Source organism: Paracoccus marcusii, from assembly GCF_006151785.1.
In the GTDB taxonomy this organism is placed as follows: domain Bacteria; phylum Pseudomonadota; class Alphaproteobacteria; order Rhodobacterales; family Rhodobacteraceae; genus Paracoccus; species Paracoccus marcusii.
Genome location: NZ_VDDD01000036.1, coordinates 1 through 20,834 on the forward strand (window position 1 = coordinate 1; position 20,834 = coordinate 20,834).

The following is a 20,834-nucleotide window of genomic DNA, read 5'->3' on the forward strand; positions in this document are numbered from 1 at the left end:
CGCCCGGCGGGTGGCCGGGGGCGGGGGGCGCGCTGCTGGCCTATCTGGCGACGCTGGCGGCGATCATGGCGGGGGCGACCCTGGCGCAGGTCCGGCGGGGGCGCCGTGCGGGGACCTAGTCCGCGGCGCAGCCGGTGGTTTCGGTCGCCCGTCCCCCATCGGCGGGGATCACCGTCAGGCGCAGTGCGTCATGGTCCAGATCGAAGGGCTTGCCCGAGGGAGCGACCATCTCGACCACCGCCTGGGGGCCCGTGGGTCCGGGCAGGATGTCCGCCGCCGAGACCCAGACCTGCGGATTGTCGGTCAGTTCGACCGCGGCCAGCGTGGCCGGGCCCTGCGGCAGGTCCATCGCGACGCGCAGCCCGTCTGCCAGGGGCGTCACCTCGCAGGCGGGGTTGCCGTCCAGGCGCTGCGGCTCCGCCGCAAGGGCGCTGGCGATCACCGGGTCCGACTGCCTGCCCACGGGCGGCGCCTGCAGTTCAAGGTGCACGGGAACGCAGATGTTCTCGCACAGGCCTAGATCGATCTGGGCGGCGATGTCGACGGGCTTGCCGGGGTCCTGCGGATGGGCGGTCAGCGGAAGCACGAGGCGGTCGTGATAGCCCATCTCCAGCGTCTCTCCGGATCGGATGGCCTGGGGCGCGGGCCAGTGCAGGGTGACATGGGACAGGTTCCGTGAGCCCGCCCAGTCCAGCTGGGGCGGCAGGCCGGTGTCGCCGGGGCTGCGCCAGTAGGTCTTCCAGCCCGGCTCCAGCAGCAGTTCCAGCGCCAGGATGCGCGCGCCGCCGGGTTCGGTCCAGCCGGGCAGCAGCTGTGCGCCGCGCAGGCCGGGCGGCAGGTCGTCCTGGGCGATGGCGGGTCCGGTCAGGACAAGCGCCAGGGCGGTGGCAAGAAGCGGGCGGGGGAAATGTGTCATGCCCCTGTCCTAGCGCCCGCGCGGCGGGGGCGGAAAGTCACAATTCCGCGCAAGCCTTGCAACATCCCGCCCCAGTGCCGATCTGTCATGAAAAGGAGACATGATGACCAGCATCACCGGTGATTCCGCCCAAGACCGCAACCTGACCGGCAAGATCCTGATCGCCATGCCCGGCATGAGCGATCCGCGTTTCGAGCGGTCCGTGGTGCTGGTCTGCGCGCATTCCGACGAGGGGGCGATGGGGCTGGTGCTGAACCGCCCGCTGCCCGAGATCGGCTTTGGCGATCTGCTGGACCAGCTGGGCATCGAGGCCGAGGAGGATGCGCGGCCGATCGAGGTGCGCTTTGGCGGCCCGGTCGAGCCGGGCCGGGGATTCGTGCTGCACAAGGTGGCCGAGCACGGGCAGGACCCCGAGGGGCGCTTGCGGATCGGTCAGGCGCTGGCGATGACCACGACGCGCGACATCCTGGTGGAACTGGCGCAGGGCTATGGCCCCGATCCTGCGGTTCTGGCGCTTGGCTATGCAGGCTGGGGGCCGGGGCAGCTGGAGACCGAGATGCTGGCCAATGGCTGGTTGACCGGAGATGGCGCCGAGGACCTGATCTTTGATCTGTCGCACGAGGACAAGTGGCAGCGCGCGCTGCGGGCGCAGGGGATCGATCCGTCGCTTTTGTCGGCGGCGTCCGGCCGCGCCTGAGCTTTGCGTCCCGCGCGGCGCCGGGGGGTTCCACCCCCCGGACCCCCTGGGGCGGAGGACGCCTTGCGGTGTTTTCCTGACCAATGAATGATTGCGACCTCCGGGGGGTCCGGGGGGCGGAGCGCCCCCGGCCACCGCGGGACGCAATCGATCACGCCAGTTCGGGGAAGAACCGGTCGGAAGGGGTAAAGATCTCGCATCCGTCGGCCGTCACGCCGATCGAATGTTCAAACTGGGCCGACAGCGACTTGTCGCGCGTCACCGCCGTCCAGTCATCGGCCAGGACCTTGGTTTCCGGGCGGCCGAGGTTGATCATCGGCTCAATCGTGAAGAACATGCCCTCCTCCAGCACCGGGCCTTTTCCCGGGCGTCCGAAATGCAGCACGTTGGGCGGCGAATGGAACACCCGCCCGATCCCGTGCCCACAGAAGTCGCGCACCACCGACATGCGCCGTTCTTCCGCATAGGTCTGGATCGCCGCGCCGATGTCGCCGAAGGTCGCGCCGGGGCGCACGGCCTCGATCCCCTTCATCAGCGCGTCATGGGTCACCTGCAGCAGCCGCTGCGCCTTGAGCGACGGCTTGCCTGCCACGTACATCCGGCTGGTGTCTCCGAACCAGCCGTCCAGGATGACCGTCACGTCGATGTTCAGGATGTCGCCGTCCTTGAGGCTCTTGTCGCCGGGGATGCCGTGACAGACTACGTGGTTCACGCTGATGCAGCTGGCATGCTGGTACCCGCGATAGCCTATCGTGGCCGAGGTCGCGCCCAGCTCCGTCACCCGGCCCCGGATGAAATCGTCCAGCGCGCCGGTGGTGACGCCCGGTGCGACCATCGGCCCCACCTCGTCCAGGATCCGCGCGGCCAGGGCGCCCGCCGCCCGCATGCCTGCGAAATCCCCGGGCATGTGCAGGCGGATGCCTTCCCTCGTGATACGGCCTTCGTCCATCGCTGATCCTTTCTGTCTGCCGCCCTAGATAGAGACGCGCGCCCACTTGTTCCAGCCCCGGCTGCGGGCATAGATGGGGCGCGACACCCAAGGGAGAGCCTGATGCAGTCCGACAACCCCACAGCCGCCATCCTGGTCATCGGCGACGAGATCCTGTCCGGCCGCACCCGCGAAGGGAACGCCCATCACCTGGCCCAGGTGCTGACCGCCACCGGCATTGACCTTCAGGAGATCCGCGTGGTGGCCGACGACACCGACCGCATCGTGGACGCGATCCGCGCACTGGACCGGACCCTGGGCGGGGCGTACGACCTGCTGTTCACCTCCGGCGGCATCGGGCCCACGCATGACGACATCACCGCCGATGCCGTGGCCGCCGCCCATGGCACCACGGTCGAGGTCAACCCCACCGCCCGCGCCCTGCTGCAGGAGCGCTGCGACCGCATGGGGGTCGAACTGAACGAGAACCGCCTGCGCATGGCCCGCATCCCCGTGGGTGCGACGCTGATCGACAATGCCGTGTCGGCCGCGCCCGGCTTCTCCATCGGCGCGACCCATGTGATGGCGGGCGTCCCCGAGGTCTTCCGCGCCATGGTCGCCTGGCTGATCCCGCAGCTGCCCGTGGGCCGCCCGGTGCAGTCCCTGACCGTCGAGGTCCGCCGCGGCGAAAGCGAGGTGGCCGAGGACCTGAAGGCCGTCGCCGCCGAATACGCCGACCTGTCGCTCGGGTCCTATCCGTTCCGCGATGACACGGGTTGGGGCACGAACCTTGTGGTGCGGGGCCTGGATGCCGCCCGCGTCGATCTGGCCATGGCCGCGCTGCGCGGACGCATCGGGTTGTGAGGCCCGACCCCGATCTGGCCGCCGCCTTCGAGGCGACCTGGCCCGCGTCTGAGACCGTCCGCTGCGGCGGCTTCCTGGTCGGGCGGGGCGCAGGGGCGGGCGGGCGCGTCAGCTCGGCCATCGCGGTCGGTCCGTGGGGCGATGCCGACATCGATGCCGCCTGCGCCCGGCATGCCGCATGGGGCCAGCCGCCGCTGTTCCGTGCGTGGGACGATGAAACTGACCTGATCGCCGCCCTGACCGCGCGCGGCCTCGGCGCGCATATCCCGACCCTGGTCATGGCCGCGCCAATCGCCGCGCTGACCGACCGGCAGATCCCGCCCGTCACCGCCTTCGCGATCTGGCCCCCCTTGGCGATCCAGCGCCAGATCTGGGGCGCGGGCAACATCACCCCCGCAAGACAGGCCGTGATCGACCGCGTGCCCCTGCCCAAGGCCGCCCTCCTGGGCCGCATCCGGGACCGTGCCGCCGGCGCAGGCTTCGTCGCGCTGCATGACTGCACCGCCATGGTCCACGCGGTGGAGGTCCTGCCCACCTTCCGCCGTCAGGGTCTCGCCGGCTGGATGATGCGCCAGGCCGCCGCTTGGGCCCAGGATCTCGGTGCCACACGCATCGGCCTGGCCGTCAGCCGCGCGAATACCGCAGCCCAGGCCACCTATGCCAGCCTCGGCTTCACGGTCCAGGGCAACTACGCCTATTACGGCCCCGCCGCCTGACCCACTGGACCGACCGCGCCCGGACCGCAGGTCCGGGCGCCACCGACGGCCGCGACCCCGGCCCGTCAGGGCCGGTCAGGCGCGGCCGTCCGCCCCGCTCACAGCTCGGTCCGCAGCTCCCACAGGTCGGGGAACAGCACCACGTCCAGCATCCGCCGCAGATAGGTCACCCCCGACGTGCCCCCCGATCCGCGCTTGAAGCCGATGATCCGCTCCACCGTCGTCACATGGTTGAACCGCCAGCGGCGGAAGTAATCCTCGAAATCCACCAGCTTCTCGGCCAGCTCATACAGCTCCCAATACCGCGCCGGTTCGCGATAGACCTCGGCCCAGGCCGCCCGCGCCGCCGCGTCCGGCGCATGGGGCTTGTCCAGCACGGTGCGCGCCGCCACGTCGAACCCCGCCGCTCTCAGCCGCCCCAGAACCTCGTCGTACAGCGACGGCCGCGCGGCCTCCGCCCGCAGCGCCTCGGCCAGGTCGGGCCGATGCGCATGGGGCGCGATCATCGCCATGTTGCGGTTGCCTGCGACGAACTCGATCATCCGGTACTGATGCGACTGGAACCCGCTGCTCTCGGCCAGCGCGGGGCGAAAGGTCGAATATTCCGACGGCGTCATGGTGCGCAGCACGTCCCAGGCCGAATTCAGCTGCTCCATGATCCGCGCCACGCGGGTCAGCATCTTGAACGCCGGGCGCAGGTCGCCCACAGCGATCCGTTCCCGCGCCGCCCCCATCTCCAGCAGGGCCAGCTTCATCCACAGCTCGGAGGTCTGGTGCTGGATGATGAACAGCATCTCGTCATGCGCATCCGACAGCGGATGCTGCGATGTCAGTAGCCGGTCCAGCCCCAGATAATCGCCATAGGACATGCGCCCGTCGAACGACATGCGCGCGCCTTCCTGTGCAGGGTCGATACTCATTGCTTCAGCCTGAACCTCTGGATCTTGCCGGTCTGGGTCTTGGGCAGGGCCGCGCAGAAGACCACCCGGCGGGGATATTTGAAGGGCGCGATCACGTCCTTCACATGACGCTGCAGCCGCTCCGCCGTCGCGGTGTCGGGCGCGACGCCGGGGGCCAGCACCACATGCGCCTCGACGATCTGGCCGCGCTCCGGGTCCGGCGCGCCGATCACCGCGCATTCCAGCACGTCCGCGTGCGCCAGCAACGCCGCCTCCACATCCGGCCCCGCGATGTTGTAGCCCGACGACACGATGATGTCGTCGCAGCGCGCCGCGAAATGGAACCGCCCGTCATCGTCCTGCCAGAAGGTGTCGCCGGTCAGGTTCCAGCCGCCCTGCACATACTCTGCCTGCCGCGCATCGTTCAGATAGCGGCAGCCGGTGGGCCCGATCACCGCCAGCCGCCCCATCTCTCCGCGCGGCACCTCCTGTCCCGCATCGTCCACGATCCGCGCGCGGTATCCCTGCACGGGCCGCCCGGTGCAGCCTGGATGGCTGTCGTCCAGCCGGTTGGTCAGGAAGATGTGCAGCATCTCGGTCGCGCCGATCCCGTCCAGCATCGGCTTGCCCGTGCGGTCGTGCCAGTCCTGCCAGATGGGGGCGGGCAGCGTCTCTCCGGCGCTGATCGCCACGCGCAGGCTGGACAGGTCCGCCCCCTGATCCATCGCGCGCAGCATCACCCGATAGGCCGTGGGCGCGGTCACGCAGATCGTGGCGCGGTGGCGTTCGATGATCTCGATCATGTTCGGGGGCGAGGCGTTCTCCAGCAGCACCGCGCTGGCCCCGAAGCGCAGCGGGAACACCGCCAGCCCGCCCAGCCCGAAGGTGAAGGCCAGCGGCGGTGACCCCACGAAGACATCGTCGGGCCTCACCCCCAGCACCTCCCGCGCATAGCCGTCGGCGATGATCAAGAGGTCGCGGTGGAAATGCATCGTGGCCTTGGGCTCGCCCGTCGAACCCGACGTCATCCCCAACAGCGCCACGTCATCCCGCCCGGTCCGCACCGCCTCGAACCGCACGGGTTTCGTCAGCGCCGCCCGGTCCAGCTCCGCGTCATGGTTCGCGGTGCCGTCGAACCCCACCACGGTGGTCAGCGTGGCCGAGCCCTTGGCCGCCGCCACCAGCTCATCCATCAGGCGCGTGTCGCACAGCGCATGCGTCACCTGCGCCTTGTCGATGATCTGGGACAGCTCCTTGGCGCGCAGCATGGGCATGGTGTTGACCACGACCGCCCCCGCCTTGGTCGCGGCCAGCCAGCAGGCGACCATCGCGGGGTTGTTGGCCGACCGGATCAGCACCCGGTTGCCCGGCCGCAGCCCGTAATCGGCGACCAGCGCATGGGCCAGCCGGTTGGTCCAGTCCGACAGCTCCTTGTAGGTCCGCGCCCGCCCGTTGCCGACCAGCGCGACCCGGTCCCCGAACCCGCGATCGACCATGCGGTCGGTCAGCTCCGCCCCCGCATTCAGCCAATCAGGATAGTCGTATCCGGACAGGTCGATCCGCGGCCAGGCCTCCGGCGGGGGCAGGTTGTCGCGCGTGAAGCTGTCCTCGTGCCCGCTTGGTCCCAGCATGATCGTCCCCCTATTCCGGCACCACGGCCGTGGCCTCGATCTCGACCTTGGCGCGGTCCTCGACCAGCGCCACGACCTGCACCAGCGCCATGGCCGGGTAATGCCGCCCGATCACGTCACGGTAGGCCGCCCCCACCGCGCGCAGCGCGCCCAGATATTCGTGCTTGTCGGTGACGTACCAGGTCAGCCGCACCAGATGCTGTGGCCCCGCGCCGCCCTCGGCCAGGACCGCCACGATGTTCTCCAGCACCTGCCGGACCTGGCCCGCGAAATCGTCGGTCTGAAAGACCTGATTCGCGTCCCAGCCCACCAGCCCGCCGGTAAAGATCATCCGCCCCCGCGCCATGATCCCGTTGGCATAGCCCGAGGCGCGCTTCCACGTCGCCGGATGCAGGGGTTCATGCATGATGCGCCTCCAGGGTCTGTCGCATGTCGTCGGGCCAGGGCGACGGGGTGAAATCGCGGTCCATCCAGACCACGGTGGTCCGCGCCTCCACCCGGTCCTCGCCGCGGATCAGAAAGCGCGCGCTGGACCGGCCCAGATGCTCGACCACCAGCGTCCAGTCCAGCCGGTCGCCAAGCCGCGCAGGCTTGCGGAACGCCATCTCCAGCGCGACGGTGGGCATCCCCTGACCCGCCGCCATCATCGGGCCGAACCCATGCCCCACGACCTCCAGGAAGAAGTTCTCCACCATGTGGTTCACCATCTCCGCATAGCGGGGGTAAAAAACGATCCCCGCCGGGTCGCAGTGGCAGAACTCGATGGGAATGGTGCGGGAATAGGTCATGCGCCCTCCAGGATGCTGCGGGCGATGACGACGCGCTGCACGTCGCTGGCCCCCTCATAGATGCGCAGGGCGCGGATCTCACGGTACAGGCTCTCGACCGTGCTGCCGGTGCGCACGCCGTCGCCGCCATGCAGCTGCACCGCCTGGTCGATGACCTCCTGCGCGATCTCGGTGGCGTACAGCTTGGCCATCGCCGCCTCGCGCGTGATGCGGGGCGCGCCCTGGTCCTTGGCCCAGGCCGCGCGATAGATCAGCAGGGCGGCGGCGTCGATCTTCAGCGCCATGTCGGCCAGATGCCCCTGGACCATCTGCAGCTCGGCCATCGGCGCGCCCTGGATCTGGCGCGACCGCACCCGCGCCAGCGCCTCATCCAGCGCCCGGCGCGCGAAGCCCAGGGCCGCGGCCCCCACCGTGGGCCGGAAATGATCCAGCACCGTCATGGCGATGCGAAACCCCTGTCCCGCCTGCCCGATCAGCGCCTCCCCCGGCAACCGCACCCCGGTCAGGCGCAGATGCGCCAGCGGATGCGGGGCCATCACGTCGATGCGGCCTGCCACCTCCAGCCCCGGCGTGTCCGCAGGCAGCAGGAAGGCCGACAGCCCCCGCGCGCCTGGGGCCTCTCCGGTCCGCGCCACGATCACATAGACATCCGCGATCCCGCCGTTGGAGATATAGGTCTTTTCCCCGTCCAGCACCCACCCGTCGCCATCCCGCCGCGCCGTGGTCGCCAGCCGCGCCACGTCCGACCCCGAGGCAGGCTCGGTCAGCGCGAACCCCGAAATCGCCCGGCCCCCTCGCGTCCGCTCCAGCCATGCCCGCTGCGACGCGCTGCCGAACAGCGTCACCGCCCCCATGCCCAGGCCCTGCATGGCGAAGGCGAAATCCGCCAGCCCGTCATGGCGCGCCAAGGTCTCGCGGATCAGGCACAGCGCGCGCACGTCCAGCGCCTCGCCCCCCGAATGCGCCAGCCACCCGCCATCGCCAAGCGCCCGCACCAGCCCCCGACAGGCCCCGTCCACATCGCCGTGATCCACAGGCAGCGCGCCCAGGGCCCAGTCCTCCAGCCCCTGGGCCAGCGCGCGATGCCTGTGCTCAAAGAACGGCCAGTCCAGAAAGCTGCGATCCATCGTCTTCTTCACCCAAATATCCCGGGGTCCGGGGCAGAGCCCCGGTTCCCTTAGTTGCCCTCGAAGACCGGCGTCTCCTTGGCGACGAAGGCCCGATAGGCCCGCTCGAAATCGCGCGTGGTCATGCAGATGGCCTGGGCCTGCGCCTCGGCCTCGATCGCCTGGTCCAGCCCCATGGTCCATTCCTGCAGAAGCTGCGTCTTGGTGATGCCATGCGCCCAGACAGGCCCCGCCGCGATCGCCCGCGCCAGATCCATCGCCGCCGCAAGGACATCGTCATGCAGGCTGTTCCAGAACCCCCACCGCTCGCCCTCCTCGGCGCGCAGCACGCGGCCGGTGTACAGCAGTTCCGCCGCGCGCCCCTGTCCCACGATGCGCGGCAGCATCGCGCAGGCCCCCATGTCGCAGCCCGCCAGCCCCACCTTGGTGAACAGGAACGCGGCCTTGGCCGAGGGCGCGGCCAGCCGCAGGTCGCTGGCCATGGCCATGATCGCGCCCGCGCCCACGCAGATCCCCTCGACCGCCGCGATCACCGGCTTGCCGCAATGGATCATCGCGCGGACCAGCTCTCCGGTCATGCGGGTGAAGGCCAGCAGCTGCGGCATCTCCATGCCGACCAGCGGGCCGATGATCTCATGCACGTCGCCGCCGGAACAGAAATTCCCGCCGTTGGAGGCCAGCACCACCACATCCACGTCCGAGGCATGGGCCAGCATCCGAAAGCACGCGCCCAGTTCGGCATAGCTGTCGAAGGTCAGGGGGTTCTTGCGTTCGGGGCGGTTCAGGCGGATCACCGCGATGCGGTCCGTGACCTCCCACAGGAAATGCTCGGGCGTCAGATCGGCCATGGGGACGGGTTTCATTCGGGCCTCCCGGCGCGGGACAGGATGTCGCGCAGCGCCTCCAGATCGGTTTCGGACAGTCGGCCCAGGATCGCGTCGACCTCGGCCTCATGGCCCAGGGCCATGATCTCGAACGCCTCCAGGCCTTCGGGCGTCAGGCGCACGCGGATGCGGCGGCGGTCGCCATCCTCGGCCTCGCGGCGGACCATGCCGTCGGCCTCCAGCCGGTCGACGACCGCGGTGGCATTGCCGTTCGACACCAGCAGCAGGCGCGACAGCTCGGACATGGTCACGCCCTCGCGCCTGCGCCACAGCGCCGCCATCACGTCAAAGCGGGGCAGGGTCGTGCCATGCGCGCGGCGCAGATAGTCGCGCAGGTGGTTCTCGGCCCCCCGCGTCACGCCCAGCAGGCGGATCCAGATCTTCAGCCGCCGCTTGGACAGGTCGGTCATGCGCTCTCGCCCCCGTCCAGGACGATGGCCTGGCCGTTCACGCTGGCCGCAGCGTCTGATGCTAGCCACAGCGCCGCGCCGGTCACCTCGGCGGGCGCGATCAGGCGGCCCTGCGGGTTGCGGGCGGTCAGCGCGGCCAGCGCCGCGTCGCGGTCGCGCCCCGTCTTCGCCATGATCCCGTCCAGCGTGCGGCCGGTCATTTCTGTGTCCAGATAGCTGGGGCAGATGGCGTTGGCGGTGATCCGTTTCGACGCCACCTCCAGCGCGATCGACCGCACCAGCCCCATCACCCCGTGCTTGCTGGCCGCGTAGGCCGAGGCATAGGCCGCCCCCCGCAGCCCCGCGGCCGAGGACACCGCGATCAACCGCCCCCCCGGTCCCATCTGCGACAGCGCCTGCCGAAAGGTCAGGAAGACCCCCGTCAGGTTGACCGCCATGATGCGGCTGAACTGGTCCAGCGTGGTGCGGGCAAAGGGCGCGGCCTCGGCGATGCCGGCATTGGCGATGACCACCTGGCAGGGGCCGGCGTCGTCGAAGATGCGGCGCACCTGATCCTCGTCGCTGACATCGCCGGGCACGGCGCGGATCAGGCCGCCCGCCACCGCCTCAAGCCGCGCGGCATCGCGCCCGGTGATGACGACTTCATGGCCTTGGGCGGCAAAGGCGCGGGCCATGTCGGCGCCGGTGCCGCTGCCGCCGCCGGTGATCAGGACGCGGGTCATGCGCGGATCTCCTCGGCCTGCTTGGCGGCCAGTCGCCGCGCCTGATCGCGGCCCGCGTGATAGGGCAGGGGCCAGTCCGCCCCGTCGCCAAGCGCCGTCGCCGCATGCAGCGTCCAATAGGGATCGGCCAGATGCGGCCGCCCGATGGCCACCAGATCGGCGCGCCCCGCCATCAGGATGCCGTTGGCCTGATCCGCATCGGTGATGTTGCCCACCGCCATCGTGGCCAGCCCCGCCTGGTTGCGGATGCGGTCGGAAAACGGCGTCTGGAACATCCGCCCATAGACGGGCCGCGCATCGGGCGTCGTCTGGCCCGCAGACACGTCGATGATATCCGCCCCCGCCGCGTGAAAGGCCCGCGCGATGGCGACCGATTCGTCAGGCGTCACGCCGTTCTCGGTCCAGTCCGTGGCCGAGATGCGCACCGACATGGGCCGCCCCTCGGGCCAGACGGCGCGCATGGCGGTGAACACCTCCAGCGGCCAGCGCAGGCGGTTCTCCAGGCTGCCGCCGTATTCATCGCCGCGCCGGTTCGACACCGGCGACAGGAACCCGGACAGCAGATAGCCATGCGCCGCATGCAGCTCGATCATGTCGAAGCCCGCCGCATCGGCCATGCGGGTCGCGGCCACGAATTGCGCCGTCACCGCCTCCATGTCGGCGCGGGTCATCTCCTGCGGGACGGCATTGCCCTCGGACCAGGGCAGGGCGGAGGCCGCCATGATCGGCCAATTGCCCTCCGCCAGCGGCTGGTCCATCCCCTCCCACCCGATGCGGGTGGAGCCCTTGCGGCCCGAATGGCCGATCTGACAGCAGATCCTGGCATCCGTCTCGGCATGGACGAAATCGGTGATCCGCCGCCAGGCCGCCTGATGCTCGGGCGCATAGAGGCCCGGACAGCCCGGCGTGATGCGGCCTTCGGGGCTGACACAGGTCATCTCGGTGAAGACCAGCCCCGCGCCGCCCTTGGCGCGTTCGCCGTAATGGACCAGGTGCCAGTCGGTCGGGCAGCCGTCCTGCGCCTTGTACTGGGCCATGGGCGAGACGACGATGCGGTTCTTCAGCGCCATGTCGCGCAGGCGGAAGGGCGCGAAGATCGGCGCGCGGCCCGGCTGGCCGCCGGCCTGCCGTTGGAACCAGTCCTCGGCCTCGCGCACCCAACCCGGGTCGCGCAGGCGCAGGTTCTCATGCCCGATCCGCTGGCTGCGGGTCAGCAGGGAATAGGTGAACTGGATCGGGTCCAGGTCCAGGTAACGCTCGACCTCCTCGAACCATTCCAGGCTGTTGCGGGCCGCCGATTGCAGGCGCAGCACCTCGACCCGCCGTTCCTCCTGATAGCGTTCGAAGGCGCGGGGCAGGTCGGGTTCGGAATGCAGGTAATCCGCCAGTGCGATGGCGCTGTCCAAGGCCAGCCGCGTGCCGGACCCGATCGAGAAATGCCCCGTCGCCGCCGCATCGCCCATCAGCACGACGTTCTCATGGTACCACCGCTCGCAGATGACGCGGGGAAAGTTCATCCAGACGGCCGAGCCGCGCAGATGCGCCGCGTTCGACATCAGGTCGTGCCCGCCCAGATGATCCTTGAAGACGTCGCGGCAGGTCTCGACGATCTGCTCTTTCGTCATGCCCTCGAAGCCCATCGCGTCCCAGGTCTCCTGCGAACATTCCACGATGAAGGTCGCGGTGTCGGCGTCGAAGGAATAGACATGCGCCCAGAGCCAGCCCTGCGGCGTCTTTTCGAAGATGAAGGTGAAGGCGTCGTCGAATTTCTGTTTGGTACCCAGCCAGACGAACTTGCAGCGGCGCATGTCGATGTCGGGGCGGAACACGTCCGCATATTCCGTGCGGACCTTGCTGTTCAGCCCGTCGCAGGCGACGACCAGGTCATAGTCGCGGCGATACTGTTCAGCGGTCTGGAACTCGGTCCGGAACTGCAGATCGACGCCCAGGTCGCGCGCGCGCTCCTGCAGCAGGATCAGCAGCTGACGCCGCCCGATGCCCGCGAAGCCGTGCCCGCCGGAGACCTGCCGGTGGCCGTCGCGGATGACAGCGATGTCGTCCCAGTAGATGAAGTGATCGCGGATCGCCTGGGCCGAGGACGGGTCGTTCTTCTGCAGCCGCGACAGGGCGTCGTCGGACAGCACCACGCCCCATCCGAAGGTGTCGCCCGCGCCGTTGCGCTCTAGCACGGTCACGTCATGCGACGGATCGCGCAGCTTCATCGAGATCGCGAAGTAAAGGCCCGCAGGCCCGCCGCCCAGACAGAGAATCTTCATCCCGTGCCACCTCCTGCGCTGCAGGCTGGCACGGGTCCGAAATCATTTCAAGCTTGAAACTTCTCTGGCGATGGAGGCTGCGATCATCGCAGGCACTTCGGGGGCCAAGCCCACCGGGTCCAGGCGCGGGCCGGTGAAGCCTGCCTGATCCAGCGCCTGCGGCAGGTCGTCCAGCACATGTTCCGCGCGCAGCGCGAACATCGGCAGGCTGATGGCACGATCCAAGCCGCGGGCGGCGTCGGCGATGAAGGGCTCCTGTTCGACGAAGCCCGCGACGACGCGGGCGAAATGCGGCGCGATGCGGGCGGCCAGTGCCATGGTGATGTCGTGGCTGGCCTGCCCACGCTGCGATCCATGCGCGGAGAGGAGCAGGGTCGTATCTGACAGCGCCCAGCCCTGGGCGCCCGCCGCCTGGCGCGCCTTTTCGACAATCAGCGCGTCGAGGCCGGGATCGGTGCCGAAGGGGCGCATGATATGCGCGCCCGGTGCGCCGGCCTGGGTCAGGCGGCGGGGCAGTTCGACGCCGGTGAACCAGCCCTCGGCCATGAACATCGGATAGATGATGCAGTCGCTGCGGCAGGTGCGGGGCAGGGCGTCGGGGTCGGCGAGCGTCGCGCCCAGGACCTCGACGCCGGGGGCGTGGGCCGCGACCTGGGCGGCCAGCGCCTCGATGGCGGCCTGCTGGGGTGCGGGGTCGCCGGGCTGGCCATGCGAGACGATGACGGCGCGCGACAGGGTTTGCGGCTGATCGGCGTCATGGAAATACTGGGCCAACGCCTCGGGCATGGGGAATTCGGCCAGGGCGCGGGCGCGGGCCTCGGCCGACATCTTGCGGGCGGTCTTCTCGATGATGCGGGGGATCTTGTGGTCGGGCTGTTCGGCCATGAAATCGCCCAGATACCAGCGGATGAAGGTGAAGCAGATCACGTCCTCCAGCGCCTGCACCTGGGGGTCGCGCTTGAGGCCCTGTTTGGTCAGCATCTTGCGGGCGCGGTCGATGTCATCGGCGTCATAGCCCGCATCGGCCATGATGCCGGCGATGCGATCCGCGTGACGGCGGCCCTGTTCCTGACGCCAGGCCAGATAGCCGGGGCGGTTCATCGGATAGTCGGCCCGCGGCAGCAGCCAGCGTTCGACATGCTGGCCGCGGCAGGCGATGCGCAGAACGTCGTCGGCGTCTGGGAACAGGCGCTGCTGTTCCGCCGTCATGCGCTGGCCATAGAGGAGGTTCGCAGGCTTGCCGTCGTCCAGGTTCGGGTCCTGGGCATTGGCGGCATCAATGGCGGTGAAGGCATGGTCGAGGCGGGTCATCGCGGGCTCCGGCTGGTTCGGGGGGAGTGTGCGCGGGGCGCGCGCGGGTGGCAAGCGGGCAGGGGGGCGCTGCCCCCCGTCCTGTGGACTCCCCCCGGGGTATTTGGGCAAAGGAGAAATCTCAGGGCAGGGCGAAGAGGTCGGGGATGTCCCGACGGTCGCCCAGAAGGATCTGTGCGGTCAGGTCGGCGATCAGCGGGGCCATGCCGAAGCCGATCTTGAAGCCGCCATTGACGATCAGGTGGCCGGGGCGGCCGGGCCACGGGGCCAGCACCGGCGCGCGCGAGCGGGCGCGGGGGCGCAGGCCGGCCCAGATGTCGAGGACGGGTGCATCGGCCAGCGTCGGGCAGATCGCGACGGCGCGGGCCAGCAGATCCTGGGCCTGATGGTCGGGGTGTACGGTGTCGTAGGTGTTTTCCGAGGTCGAGCCGATGGCCGTGGTGCCGTCCGCATGGGGCACGATATGCAGCCCGTCGGCAAAGACCTGAGGGCTGTCAGGGGCGGCGTGGGAGAGGAGCAGCGACTGGCCCTTGACCCCCTGGCCGATCTTGCGGTCCAGCGCGCTGTTCAGCGCCACAAGTCCCGGCGTGCCCGTGGCCCAGATCGTGGGGGCGTGGGCGTCGGGGGCCGGCGTGTGTTCGTGGATCCGGCCGCCCCCGGCGCGGATCGCCGCGGTCAGAGCCTGCAGGGCGGCGCGGGGATTCAGGCGGGCCGTCAGCCCGTCGGTCAGCCACAGGCTGGTGGGGCTGGGCGGGATCAGCGGGCCGTGCGGATCGCGGGTCAGCGCCATGCCCATGGCAGCAGGCCACTGGCGCGCGGCGGCCGCGATGCGGTCGGGCAGGCGGGCGGCGGTATCCATGTCGGGAACGGGTTGCAGGCGGCCGGTGCGGGCGTAACCCGTAGGCAGGCGGGAGGCCTGTTCGACGCTGGCCCAGAAGGCGGGGGCGGCCAGAAGGCTGTCCAGCTGCAGCTGTTTCTTGATGTTCCAGGGGTCGGGCGCATGGGGGGCCAGGGCGCCCACATGGCCGCCCGAGGATCCTGCGCCGATGGTCGCGGCCTCGAACACGGTGACCTGCGCGCCGCGCCGGACCAGCGCCCAGGCACAGGCCAGCCCAAAAATGCCGGCCCCCGCCACATGGATCACCCTTGCCAAAGCCGCGTCCTTTCCCGACAGATGCGTCATGAGCGACCTAACCCATCCCCGTCCCGATGACGAGCCTGCGCTGGACTGGCGCGCTGGGGGCGTTCCCGTGTCACAGCAGTTCGACGACCCCTATTTCAGCCTGGGCGGCGGGCTGGAGGAGACGCGGCACGTCTTCTTTGCGGGCAACGACCTGCCCGCGCGGCTGAGGCCGGGGTTCCACGTGGCCGAGACGGGGTTCGGCACCGGTCTGAACGCATTGGCGCTGGCGCAGGTGGCGACGGTGCCCGTGCGGATGACCAGCTTCGAGGCCTTTCCGATGAGCCGCGCCCAGCTGGAGCAGGCGCATGCCGCCTTTCCCGACCTGTCGGCGCTGGCGGCGCAGCTGCGCAACGGGTGGGGGCAGGGGGTGATCCGCGTGGGACAGGTCGCGCTGACCGTGGTCCTGGGCGACGTGCGCCAGACGTTGCCCGCGTGGCGGGATGCGGCGGATGCGTGGTTCCTGGACGGCTTCTCTCCGGCCAAGAACCCGCAGATGTGGGGCGCGGACGTGATGGCCGAGGTCGGCGCACATACCGCGCCGGGGGGCACGTTCGCCACCTATAGCGCCGCGGGCCATGTCCGCCAGGCGCTGTCGGATGCCGGGTTCGAGGTCCTCCGCAGCCCCGGTTTCGGGCGCAAGCGCCACATGAGCCGGGGGCGGCTGAGGACGTCGGACGGCTGAATCCGCGGTCCCGCACTGGCAATCGGGGCGGGCAGGGCCTATCTGCGGGACCGGACAGCTGTGCGCGAGGCGCGCCACGGTCCCCGAACTCACCTACAGGAGAGGCGCATGGGCGCGATCATCGACATCGACCACCTGTCCAAGGAATATGGCAGCGGCACCAAGGCGCTGGACGACGTGACCCTGTCCATCGACGAGGGAGAGATCATCGCCCTGCTGGGCCCCAACGGGGCGGGCAAGACCACGCTGATCTCGATCATCTGCGGGTTGGTGGTGCCGACCGGCGGCACGGTCCGCGTGGGCGGGCACGACATCCGCACCGACTGGCGCGCCGCGCGCAAGCTGATCGGCCTGGTCCCCCAGGAAATCGCGCTGGAACCGTTCGAGAAGGTCATCAACTGCGTCCGCTTCACCCGCGGGCTGTACGGCATGCCTCCGGACGAGGCCTATATCGAGCGCATCCTGCGGTCGCTGTCGCTGTGGGACAAGCGCGACGCCGCCACGCGGGAACTGTCGGGCGGCATGAAGCGCCGCGTGCTGATCGCCAAGGCGCTGTCGCACCAGCCCAAGGTGCTGTTCCTGGACGAGCCCACGGCGGGCGTCGACGTCGCCCTGCGCCGCGAGATGTGGCAGGTCGTGGGCGATCTGCGCCGCGAGGGCGTGACGATCATCCTGACCACCCATTACCTGGAGGAGGCCGAGGAGATGGCCGACCGCATCGGCGTCATCGCCAAGGGCAGCCTGCTGCTGGTCAAGCCGACCAGCGAGCTGATGGGAGAGTTCGGCAAGAAGACCCTGTCGATCGAGCTGGACCAGCCTCTGGCCGCGATCCCCGACGATCTGTCCGGGCGCGGGCTGTCGCTGTCGGATGACGGGCGGCGGCTGTCCTTCGAATACGACACGCGGGCCGAACGCACCGGCATCGCGCGCCTTCTGGGCGATCTGGCCGCGCGCGGCATCACCGTGCGCGACGTGTCCACGCGGCAATCCAGCCTCGAGGACGTCTTCCTTTCCCTGGTCTCCGAGGACGCGGCATGAGCATCAACTGGTTTGGCGTCTGGTCCATCTTTCACCACGAGATGATGCGGTTCTTCCGCACCATCTGGCAGTCGCTGGCATCGCCCGTGCTGTCCACGGTGCTGTATTTCGTCGTCTTCGGCGCGGCCATCGGCGGGCGCATCCAGTCGGTCGAGGGGGTCGAATACGCGGCCTTCATCGTGCCCGGCCTGATGATGCTGACCGTGCTGCAGCAGGCCGTCAGCAACGCCAGCTTCGGCATCTATTTCCCTAAGTTCAGCGGCACGATCTATGAATACCTGGTGTCGCCCGTCGGCTGGATCGAGGTCACGATGGGCTTCGTCGGCGCGGCAGCGGTCAAGTCGATCCTGATCGCGCTGGTGATCCTGCTGACCAGCTTCGTCTTCGTCGGCGTCCACATCCTGCACCCGTTCTGGATGGTGGCCTTCCTGGTCCTGTCGTCGATCGGCTTCAGCCTGCTGGGCTTCATCATCGGGCTGTGGGCCAAGTCGTTCGAACAGCTGCAGATCGTGCCGATGATGGTCATCATGCCGCTGGTCTTCCTGGGCGGCGCCTTCTATTCGGCCAGCATGCTGCCGCCCTTCTGGGAGGGCGTGGCCAAGCTTAACCCGGTCCTCTACCTGATCTCGGGGTTCCGCTGGTCGTTCTTCGGACTGGCCGACGTGCCGGTGGGGGTGTCGCTGGTGGCGGTGGGGATCATGGTCGTGATCTGCCTGGCCATCATCCGCTGGATCTTTGCCACCGGCTGGCGCCTGCGCGACTAGGGGCGCAGGCTGCCGCAGATCCGCGCCTGCGGGTCCAGGCGCACGTATTCGCGGGCCGAGATGATCTTCATCTCCATCGAGCGGTTCCAGCCCCCGAACCACCGCTCGCGGATGCCGCCACGATAGAAGTTGCCCATGATCTGATCGACATAGGGCGGGATGATCTGGGTGCCCTGGATGCGCGGCGCGTGAAACCCGATCCGCGCCTGCGGCCCCAGGCAGGCATTGGGCATCGTCGTCAGGATCGTGCAGGCCGACCGGCAATAGCCGCGGATGCGCACTGTGCGGCCCGACGATGCCAGCTCCTGACGGGTCTGCACCATCTCCAGCACGTTGCCGCCGCGGTTGTTCCACACGTCGATGAACTCTCCCGCGCGCTGGATGCCTTGCGGCTGCTGGGCCAAAGCGGGGGTCGCGACCGTCAGGGCGGCGGCAAGGATCAGGGCAAGGCGGCGGGGTTTCATCATGGCGACATCTGGTCCTTTTTTCGGGCGGTGGTGAAATCACGTTCCGGCGACGACGGGCATCGGGAACGCGCATTGCCGTGAACCGGTTGCCCGCGGGGGACGTTGGGCCCGCGAACCCATATCGGAGAAGCCCATGTTCCGCCTGCTCAAGCTGTTTGCCATCTTCAAGATGATCCGTCGTTTCATGGGCCGCCGCTGACCGCGGAACGGACTTTCCCCGCGATCCAGAATCGCTTATGTGCGGCGGATGCAGCAGAACCCGCCCGAACTCCGCCCCGACCTTGCGCGTGCGCGCATCCCGGATGACCGCCGCGACGGTCAGCCGACCATCGGCATGGTCAGCCTTGGCTGCCCCAAGGCCTTGGTAGACAGCGAACGCATCCTGACGCGCCTGCGGGCCGAAGGCTATGCGATCAGCGCCGATTACCATGGTGCGGATGCCGTGGTGGTCAACACCTGCGGGTTCCTGGACAGCGCCAAGGCCGAGAGCCTGGATGCCATCGGCGAGGCGCTGCGCGAGAATGGCCGCGTCATCGTCACCGGCTGCCTGGGGGCGGAACCGGATTACATCACCGGCGCGCATCCCAAGGTCTTGGCCGTGACCGGGCCGCATCAATATGAACAGGTGCTGGACGCGGTCCATGCCGCCGTGCCGCCGCAGCCCGATCCGTTCATCGACCTGCTGCCCGCCAGCGGGGTCAGCCTGACGCCGCGCCATTACAGCTATCTGAAGATCTCGGAAGGCTGCAATCACAAGTGCAAGTTCTGCATCATTCCCGACATGCGCGGCCGTCTGGTCAGCCGCCCGGCCCATGCGGTGGTGCGCGAGGCCGAGCGCCTGGTGCAGGCCGGGGTGCGGGAACTGCTGGTCATCAGCCAGGACACCAGCGCCTATGGGCTGGACCTGAAGCACGCGACCGACCGGGGGCACCGCGCCCACATCACCGATCTGGCGCGTGATCTGGGCAGCCTTGGGGCCTGGGTGCGGCTGCATTACGTCTATCCCTATCCGCATGTGCGCGACCTCATCCCGCTGATGGCGGATGGCTTGGTCCTGCCCTATCTGGACATCCCGTTCCAGCACGCCCACCCCGACGTCCTGCGCCGCATGGCGCGCCCGGCGGCGGCGGCCAAGACCCTGGACGAGATCGCCGCCTGGCGCGACATCTGCCCCGACATCACCCTGCGCTCGACCTTCATCGTGGGCTATCCCGGAGAGACCGAGGCAGAGTTCCAGACCCTGCTGGACTGGCTGGACGAGGCGCAGCTGGACCGCGTCGGCGCGTTCCAGTACGAAAACGTCAAGGGCGCGCGGGCCAACGACCTGCCCGACCACGTGCCCGACGCGGTCAAGCAGGACCGCTTTGCGCGATTCATGGAAAAGGCCCAGGCCATCAGCGCCGCCAAGCTGGAGGCCAAGGTCGGCCAGCGCATCCAGGTGATCGTCGACGAGGTCGACGAGCGTGGCGCCACCTGCCGCACCAAGGCCGACGCCCCCGAGATTGACGGAAACCTGTTCATCGACGAGGGGTTTGACGCCCTGTCGCCGGGCGATATTGTGACCGTGACGGTGGACGAGGCGGGCGATTATGACCTTTGGGGAACACTTGAGCGCTGACGCCCTGTCGCGCCTGGTCACCACGCTGACGATCAGCCCGGCCTTCGATCCCCAGGGCCAGCCCCGCAAGCCTGGAGCGCTGTGCATTGGTGCGCAGAAGGCCGGGACCAGCTGGCTGGCCCAGATGCTGGGCCAGCATCCGCAGGTCTGGATCCCGCCCTTCAAGGAGGTGCAGTATTTCAACCATCTGCACATCCCCGAACACCGCCGCTGGATCGCCTGGCATTACCGCAACAAGCCCCAGGAGATCCGCGACCGCCACACGACGCGCAAGGTCGAGCTGCAGCCCGAGCTGGACGCCTATCTGACGGCCATCACCAGCGGCAAGATGTTCCACAACCAATGGTACAAGCGTGTCTTCGCCCCCGCGCCCGAACACGCGATGCCGATGGATTTCACCCCGGAATATTCCGGCCTGCCGGACGAGGGGGTGCAGGCGGTCCGCGACCTGCTGCCCAAGGCGCGCGTGATCTATCTGATCCGCCACCCCGTCGATCGCGCCATATCGCAGCTGCGCATGAACCTGCGCCGGGAAAAGCGCGTGCCCGTGACCGAGGCCGACTGGCTGGCCGAGGTCGCGAACCCGGTCCTGGACGAACGCGGCGACTATGCCGCCTATCTGCCGCGCTGGCTTAGGCGCTATCCCGACATGCTGGTCCTGCCCTTCGGTCGGATCTCGCGCGCGCCGCACCGGGTGATGGACGCGGTCGAGGCGCATCTGGGGCTGGGCCCCTGCTTCTACGCCAACCTGACGCAGAAGGTGTTCGCAAATCCCGACGGCCCGATGCCGCCCCCCGCGGCCATCGCCGCGCTGGAGGCGCGCCTGGCCCCCCAGATGGACGCGCTGCGCGACATCATGGGCGACGATTTCGTGGACGAGGTGCGCTGATCTTCCATCGGACGCCCGTTTCCC

22 protein-coding genes are annotated in these 20,834 nt (G+C 69.2%); 8 read left to right on the plus strand and 14 right to left on the minus strand.

Annotation, left to right across the window (positions count from 1 at the left end; all coding sequences use genetic code 11):
- Positions 1–115: 115 nt before the first annotated feature.
- Complete coding sequence (locus FHD68_RS07740; RefSeq protein WP_127897349.1) at positions 116–916, minus strand: protein-disulfide reductase DsbD domain-containing protein; 801 nt, start codon at positions 914–916, stop codon at positions 116–118.
- 103 nt (positions 917–1,019) lie between these two features.
- Between FHD68_RS07740 and FHD68_RS07745 the strand changes: the two genes are divergently transcribed.
- Complete coding sequence (locus FHD68_RS07745) at positions 1,020–1,613, plus strand: YqgE/AlgH family protein (protein WP_046001439.1); 594 nt, start codon at positions 1,020–1,022, stop codon at positions 1,611–1,613.
- 151 nt (positions 1,614–1,764) lie between these two features.
- Here FHD68_RS07745 and map read toward each other — a convergent pair whose 3' ends face one another.
- Entirely contained in the window at positions 1,765–2,562 is a 798-nt protein-coding gene (map, locus tag FHD68_RS07750; protein ID WP_127897348.1) for a type I methionyl aminopeptidase, read from the minus strand.
- A gap of 102 nt (positions 2,563–2,664) precedes the next feature.
- Here map and FHD68_RS07755 point away from each other — a divergent pair, with 102 nt between their 5' ends.
- Entirely contained in the window at positions 2,665–3,405 is a 741-nt protein-coding gene (locus tag FHD68_RS07755; RefSeq protein ID WP_127897347.1) for a competence/damage-inducible protein A, read from the plus strand.
- Entirely contained in the window at positions 3,402–4,121 is a 720-nt protein-coding gene (locus FHD68_RS07760; protein WP_127897346.1) for a GNAT family N-acetyltransferase, read from the plus strand. Before FHD68_RS07755 ends, FHD68_RS07760 begins: the two co-directional genes overlap by 4 nt.
- 98 nt (positions 4,122–4,219) lie before the next feature.
- Here the strand turns inward: FHD68_RS07760 and FHD68_RS07765 are convergent, their stop codons facing one another.
- The 11 genes from FHD68_RS07765 to FHD68_RS07815 all read right to left on the minus strand — a co-directional run bounded on the left by FHD68_RS07765 (position 4,220) and on the right by FHD68_RS07815 (position 15,322).
- Positions 4,220–5,041 (minus strand): tryptophan 2,3-dioxygenase, encoded by an 822-nt coding sequence (locus tag FHD68_RS07765; RefSeq protein WP_127897345.1) that lies wholly within the window; start codon positions 5,039–5,041, stop codon positions 4,220–4,222.
- A complete protein-coding gene (locus FHD68_RS07770) occupies positions 5,038–6,651 on the minus strand; it encodes a benzoate-CoA ligase family protein (RefSeq protein WP_045983326.1) in 1,614 nt (537 codons plus the stop codon). Before FHD68_RS07770 ends, FHD68_RS07765 begins: the two co-directional genes overlap by 4 nt.
- A 10-nt stretch (positions 6,652–6,661) precedes the next feature.
- On the minus strand, positions 6,662–7,057 hold the full coding sequence (locus FHD68_RS07775) for a RidA family protein (RefSeq protein WP_045983325.1): 396 nt from the start codon (positions 7,055–7,057) through the stop codon (positions 6,662–6,664).
- Positions 7,050–7,439 (minus strand): acyl-CoA thioesterase, encoded by a 390-nt coding sequence (locus tag FHD68_RS07780; RefSeq protein ID WP_127897344.1) that lies wholly within the window; start codon positions 7,437–7,439, stop codon positions 7,050–7,052. Before FHD68_RS07780 ends, FHD68_RS07775 begins: the two co-directional genes overlap by 8 nt.
- Complete coding sequence (locus FHD68_RS07785) at positions 7,436–8,566, minus strand: acyl-CoA dehydrogenase family protein (RefSeq protein ID WP_127899232.1); 1,131 nt, start codon at positions 8,564–8,566, stop codon at positions 7,436–7,438. Before FHD68_RS07785 ends, FHD68_RS07780 begins: the two co-directional genes overlap by 4 nt.
- 50 nt (positions 8,567–8,616) lie before the next feature.
- Complete coding sequence (locus FHD68_RS07790; RefSeq protein WP_127897343.1) at positions 8,617–9,429, minus strand: enoyl-CoA hydratase family protein; 813 nt, start codon at positions 9,427–9,429, stop codon at positions 8,617–8,619.
- Positions 9,426–9,860: a MarR family winged helix-turn-helix transcriptional regulator gene (locus FHD68_RS07795; protein ID WP_127897342.1), complete on the minus strand. Its 435-nt coding sequence runs from the start codon at positions 9,858–9,860 to the stop codon at positions 9,426–9,428. The genes FHD68_RS07790 and FHD68_RS07795 overlap by 4 nt, the downstream gene beginning before the upstream one ends.
- Positions 9,857–10,582, minus strand: a complete 726-nt coding sequence (locus FHD68_RS07800; RefSeq protein ID WP_127897341.1) for an SDR family NAD(P)-dependent oxidoreductase — start codon at positions 10,580–10,582, stop codon at positions 9,857–9,859. Before FHD68_RS07800 ends, FHD68_RS07795 begins: the two co-directional genes overlap by 4 nt.
- Positions 10,579–12,858 carry a bifunctional salicylyl-CoA 5-hydroxylase/oxidoreductase gene (locus FHD68_RS07805; RefSeq protein WP_139085501.1) on the minus strand — a complete coding sequence of 760 codons (2,280 nt, stop codon included), beginning with the start codon at positions 12,856–12,858 and terminating at the stop codon, positions 10,579–10,581. Before FHD68_RS07805 ends, FHD68_RS07800 begins: the two co-directional genes overlap by 4 nt.
- Before the next feature lie 42 nt (positions 12,859–12,900).
- Positions 12,901–14,169 (minus strand): DUF4202 family protein, encoded by a 1,269-nt coding sequence (locus tag FHD68_RS19870; protein ID WP_425277542.1) that lies wholly within the window; start codon positions 14,167–14,169, stop codon positions 12,901–12,903.
- Between the two features lie 121 nt (positions 14,170–14,290).
- Positions 14,291–15,322 carry an NAD(P)/FAD-dependent oxidoreductase gene (locus FHD68_RS07815; protein WP_127897339.1) on the minus strand — a complete coding sequence of 344 codons (1,032 nt, stop codon included), beginning with the start codon at positions 15,320–15,322 and terminating at the stop codon, positions 14,291–14,293.
- 28 nt (positions 15,323–15,350) lie between these two features.
- Between FHD68_RS07815 and mnmC2 the strand changes: the two genes are divergently transcribed.
- The 3 genes from mnmC2 to FHD68_RS07830 all read left to right on the plus strand — a co-directional run bounded on the left by mnmC2 (position 15,351) and on the right by FHD68_RS07830 (position 17,836).
- Positions 15,351–16,034: a tRNA (5-methylaminomethyl-2-thiouridine)(34)-methyltransferase MnmC2 gene (mnmC2, locus tag FHD68_RS07820; protein ID WP_127897338.1), complete on the plus strand. Its 684-nt coding sequence runs from the start codon at positions 15,351–15,353 to the stop codon at positions 16,032–16,034.
- A gap of 108 nt (positions 16,035–16,142) precedes the next feature.
- Entirely contained in the window at positions 16,143–17,072 is a 930-nt protein-coding gene (locus FHD68_RS07825; RefSeq protein WP_045983316.1) for an ABC transporter ATP-binding protein, read from the plus strand.
- A 2-nt stretch (positions 17,073–17,074) separates the two neighbouring features.
- Complete coding sequence (locus tag FHD68_RS07830; protein WP_045983333.1) at positions 17,075–17,836, plus strand: ABC transporter permease; 762 nt, start codon at positions 17,075–17,077, stop codon at positions 17,834–17,836.
- Here the strand turns inward: FHD68_RS07830 and FHD68_RS07835 are convergent.
- Positions 17,833–18,303: a hypothetical protein gene (locus tag FHD68_RS07835; protein ID WP_239441348.1), complete on the minus strand. Its 471-nt coding sequence runs from the start codon at positions 18,301–18,303 to the stop codon at positions 17,833–17,835. The two genes, FHD68_RS07830 and FHD68_RS07835, sit on opposite strands and share 4 nt — an antisense overlap.
- A 247-nt stretch (positions 18,304–18,550) precedes the next feature.
- On the opposite strand from FHD68_RS07835, the gene rimO reads away from it, so the two are divergent.
- Together rimO and FHD68_RS07845 are read left to right on the plus strand one after the other, a co-directional pair.
- Positions 18,551–19,921, plus strand: coding sequence for a 30S ribosomal protein S12 methylthiotransferase RimO (gene rimO, locus FHD68_RS07840; RefSeq protein WP_164871358.1), 1,371 nt, complete (start codon positions 18,551–18,553; stop codon positions 19,919–19,921).
- Positions 19,911–20,810, plus strand: a complete 900-nt coding sequence (locus FHD68_RS07845) for a sulfotransferase family protein (RefSeq protein ID WP_164871357.1) — start codon at positions 19,911–19,913, stop codon at positions 20,808–20,810. Before rimO ends, FHD68_RS07845 begins: the two co-directional genes overlap by 11 nt.
- Positions 20,811–20,834: the final 24 nt, after the last annotated feature.

What these genes read in the sequence shown, in the direction of transcription:
- FHD68_RS19870 (WP_425277542.1), bottom strand. Translation starts at nt 14,169, where the DNA reads ATGACCCGCCTCGACCATGCCTTCACCGCCATTGATGCCGCCAATGCC.
- FHD68_RS07740 (WP_127897349.1), bottom strand. Translation starts at nt 916, where the DNA reads ATGACACATTTCCCCCGCCCGCTTCTTGCCACCGCCCTGGCGCTTGTC.
- FHD68_RS07765 (WP_127897345.1), bottom strand. Translation starts at nt 5,041, where the DNA reads ATGAGTATCGACCCTGCACAGGAAGGCGCGCGCATGTCGTTCGACGGG.
- FHD68_RS07770 (WP_045983326.1), bottom strand. Translation starts at nt 6,651, where the DNA reads ATGCTGGGACCAAGCGGGCACGAGGACAGCTTCACGCGCGACAACCTG.
- FHD68_RS07835 (WP_239441348.1), bottom strand. Translation starts at nt 18,303, where the DNA reads ATGATGAAACCCCGCCGCCTTGCCCTGATCCTTGCCGCCGCCCTGACG.
- rimO (WP_164871358.1), top strand. Translation starts at nt 18,551, where the DNA reads ATGCAGCAGAACCCGCCCGAACTCCGCCCCGACCTTGCGCGTGCGCGC.
- FHD68_RS07790 (WP_127897343.1), bottom strand. Translation starts at nt 9,429, where the DNA reads ATGAAACCCGTCCCCATGGCCGATCTGACGCCCGAGCATTTCCTGTGG.
- FHD68_RS07805 (WP_139085501.1), bottom strand. Translation starts at nt 12,858, where the DNA reads ATGAAGATTCTCTGTCTGGGCGGCGGGCCTGCGGGCCTTTACTTCGCG.
- FHD68_RS07825 (WP_045983316.1), top strand. Translation starts at nt 16,143, where the DNA reads ATGGGCGCGATCATCGACATCGACCACCTGTCCAAGGAATATGGCAGC.
- FHD68_RS07800 (WP_127897341.1), bottom strand. Translation starts at nt 10,582, where the DNA reads ATGACCCGCGTCCTGATCACCGGCGGCGGCAGCGGCACCGGCGCCGAC.
- FHD68_RS07785 (WP_127899232.1), bottom strand. Translation starts at nt 8,566, where the DNA reads ATGGATCGCAGCTTTCTGGACTGGCCGTTCTTTGAGCACAGGCATCGC.
- FHD68_RS07755 (WP_127897347.1), top strand. Translation starts at nt 2,665, where the DNA reads ATGCAGTCCGACAACCCCACAGCCGCCATCCTGGTCATCGGCGACGAG.
- FHD68_RS07780 (WP_127897344.1), bottom strand. Translation starts at nt 7,439, where the DNA reads ATGACCTATTCCCGCACCATTCCCATCGAGTTCTGCCACTGCGACCCG.
- map (WP_127897348.1), bottom strand. Translation starts at nt 2,562, where the DNA reads ATGGACGAAGGCCGTATCACGAGGGAAGGCATCCGCCTGCACATGCCC.
- FHD68_RS07795 (WP_127897342.1), bottom strand. Translation starts at nt 9,860, where the DNA reads ATGACCGACCTGTCCAAGCGGCGGCTGAAGATCTGGATCCGCCTGCTG.
- FHD68_RS07745 (WP_046001439.1), top strand. Translation starts at nt 1,020, where the DNA reads ATGACCAGCATCACCGGTGATTCCGCCCAAGACCGCAACCTGACCGGC.
- mnmC2 (WP_127897338.1), top strand. Translation starts at nt 15,351, where the DNA reads ATGAGCGACCTAACCCATCCCCGTCCCGATGACGAGCCTGCGCTGGAC.
- FHD68_RS07775 (WP_045983325.1), bottom strand. Translation starts at nt 7,057, where the DNA reads ATGCATGAACCCCTGCATCCGGCGACGTGGAAGCGCGCCTCGGGCTAT.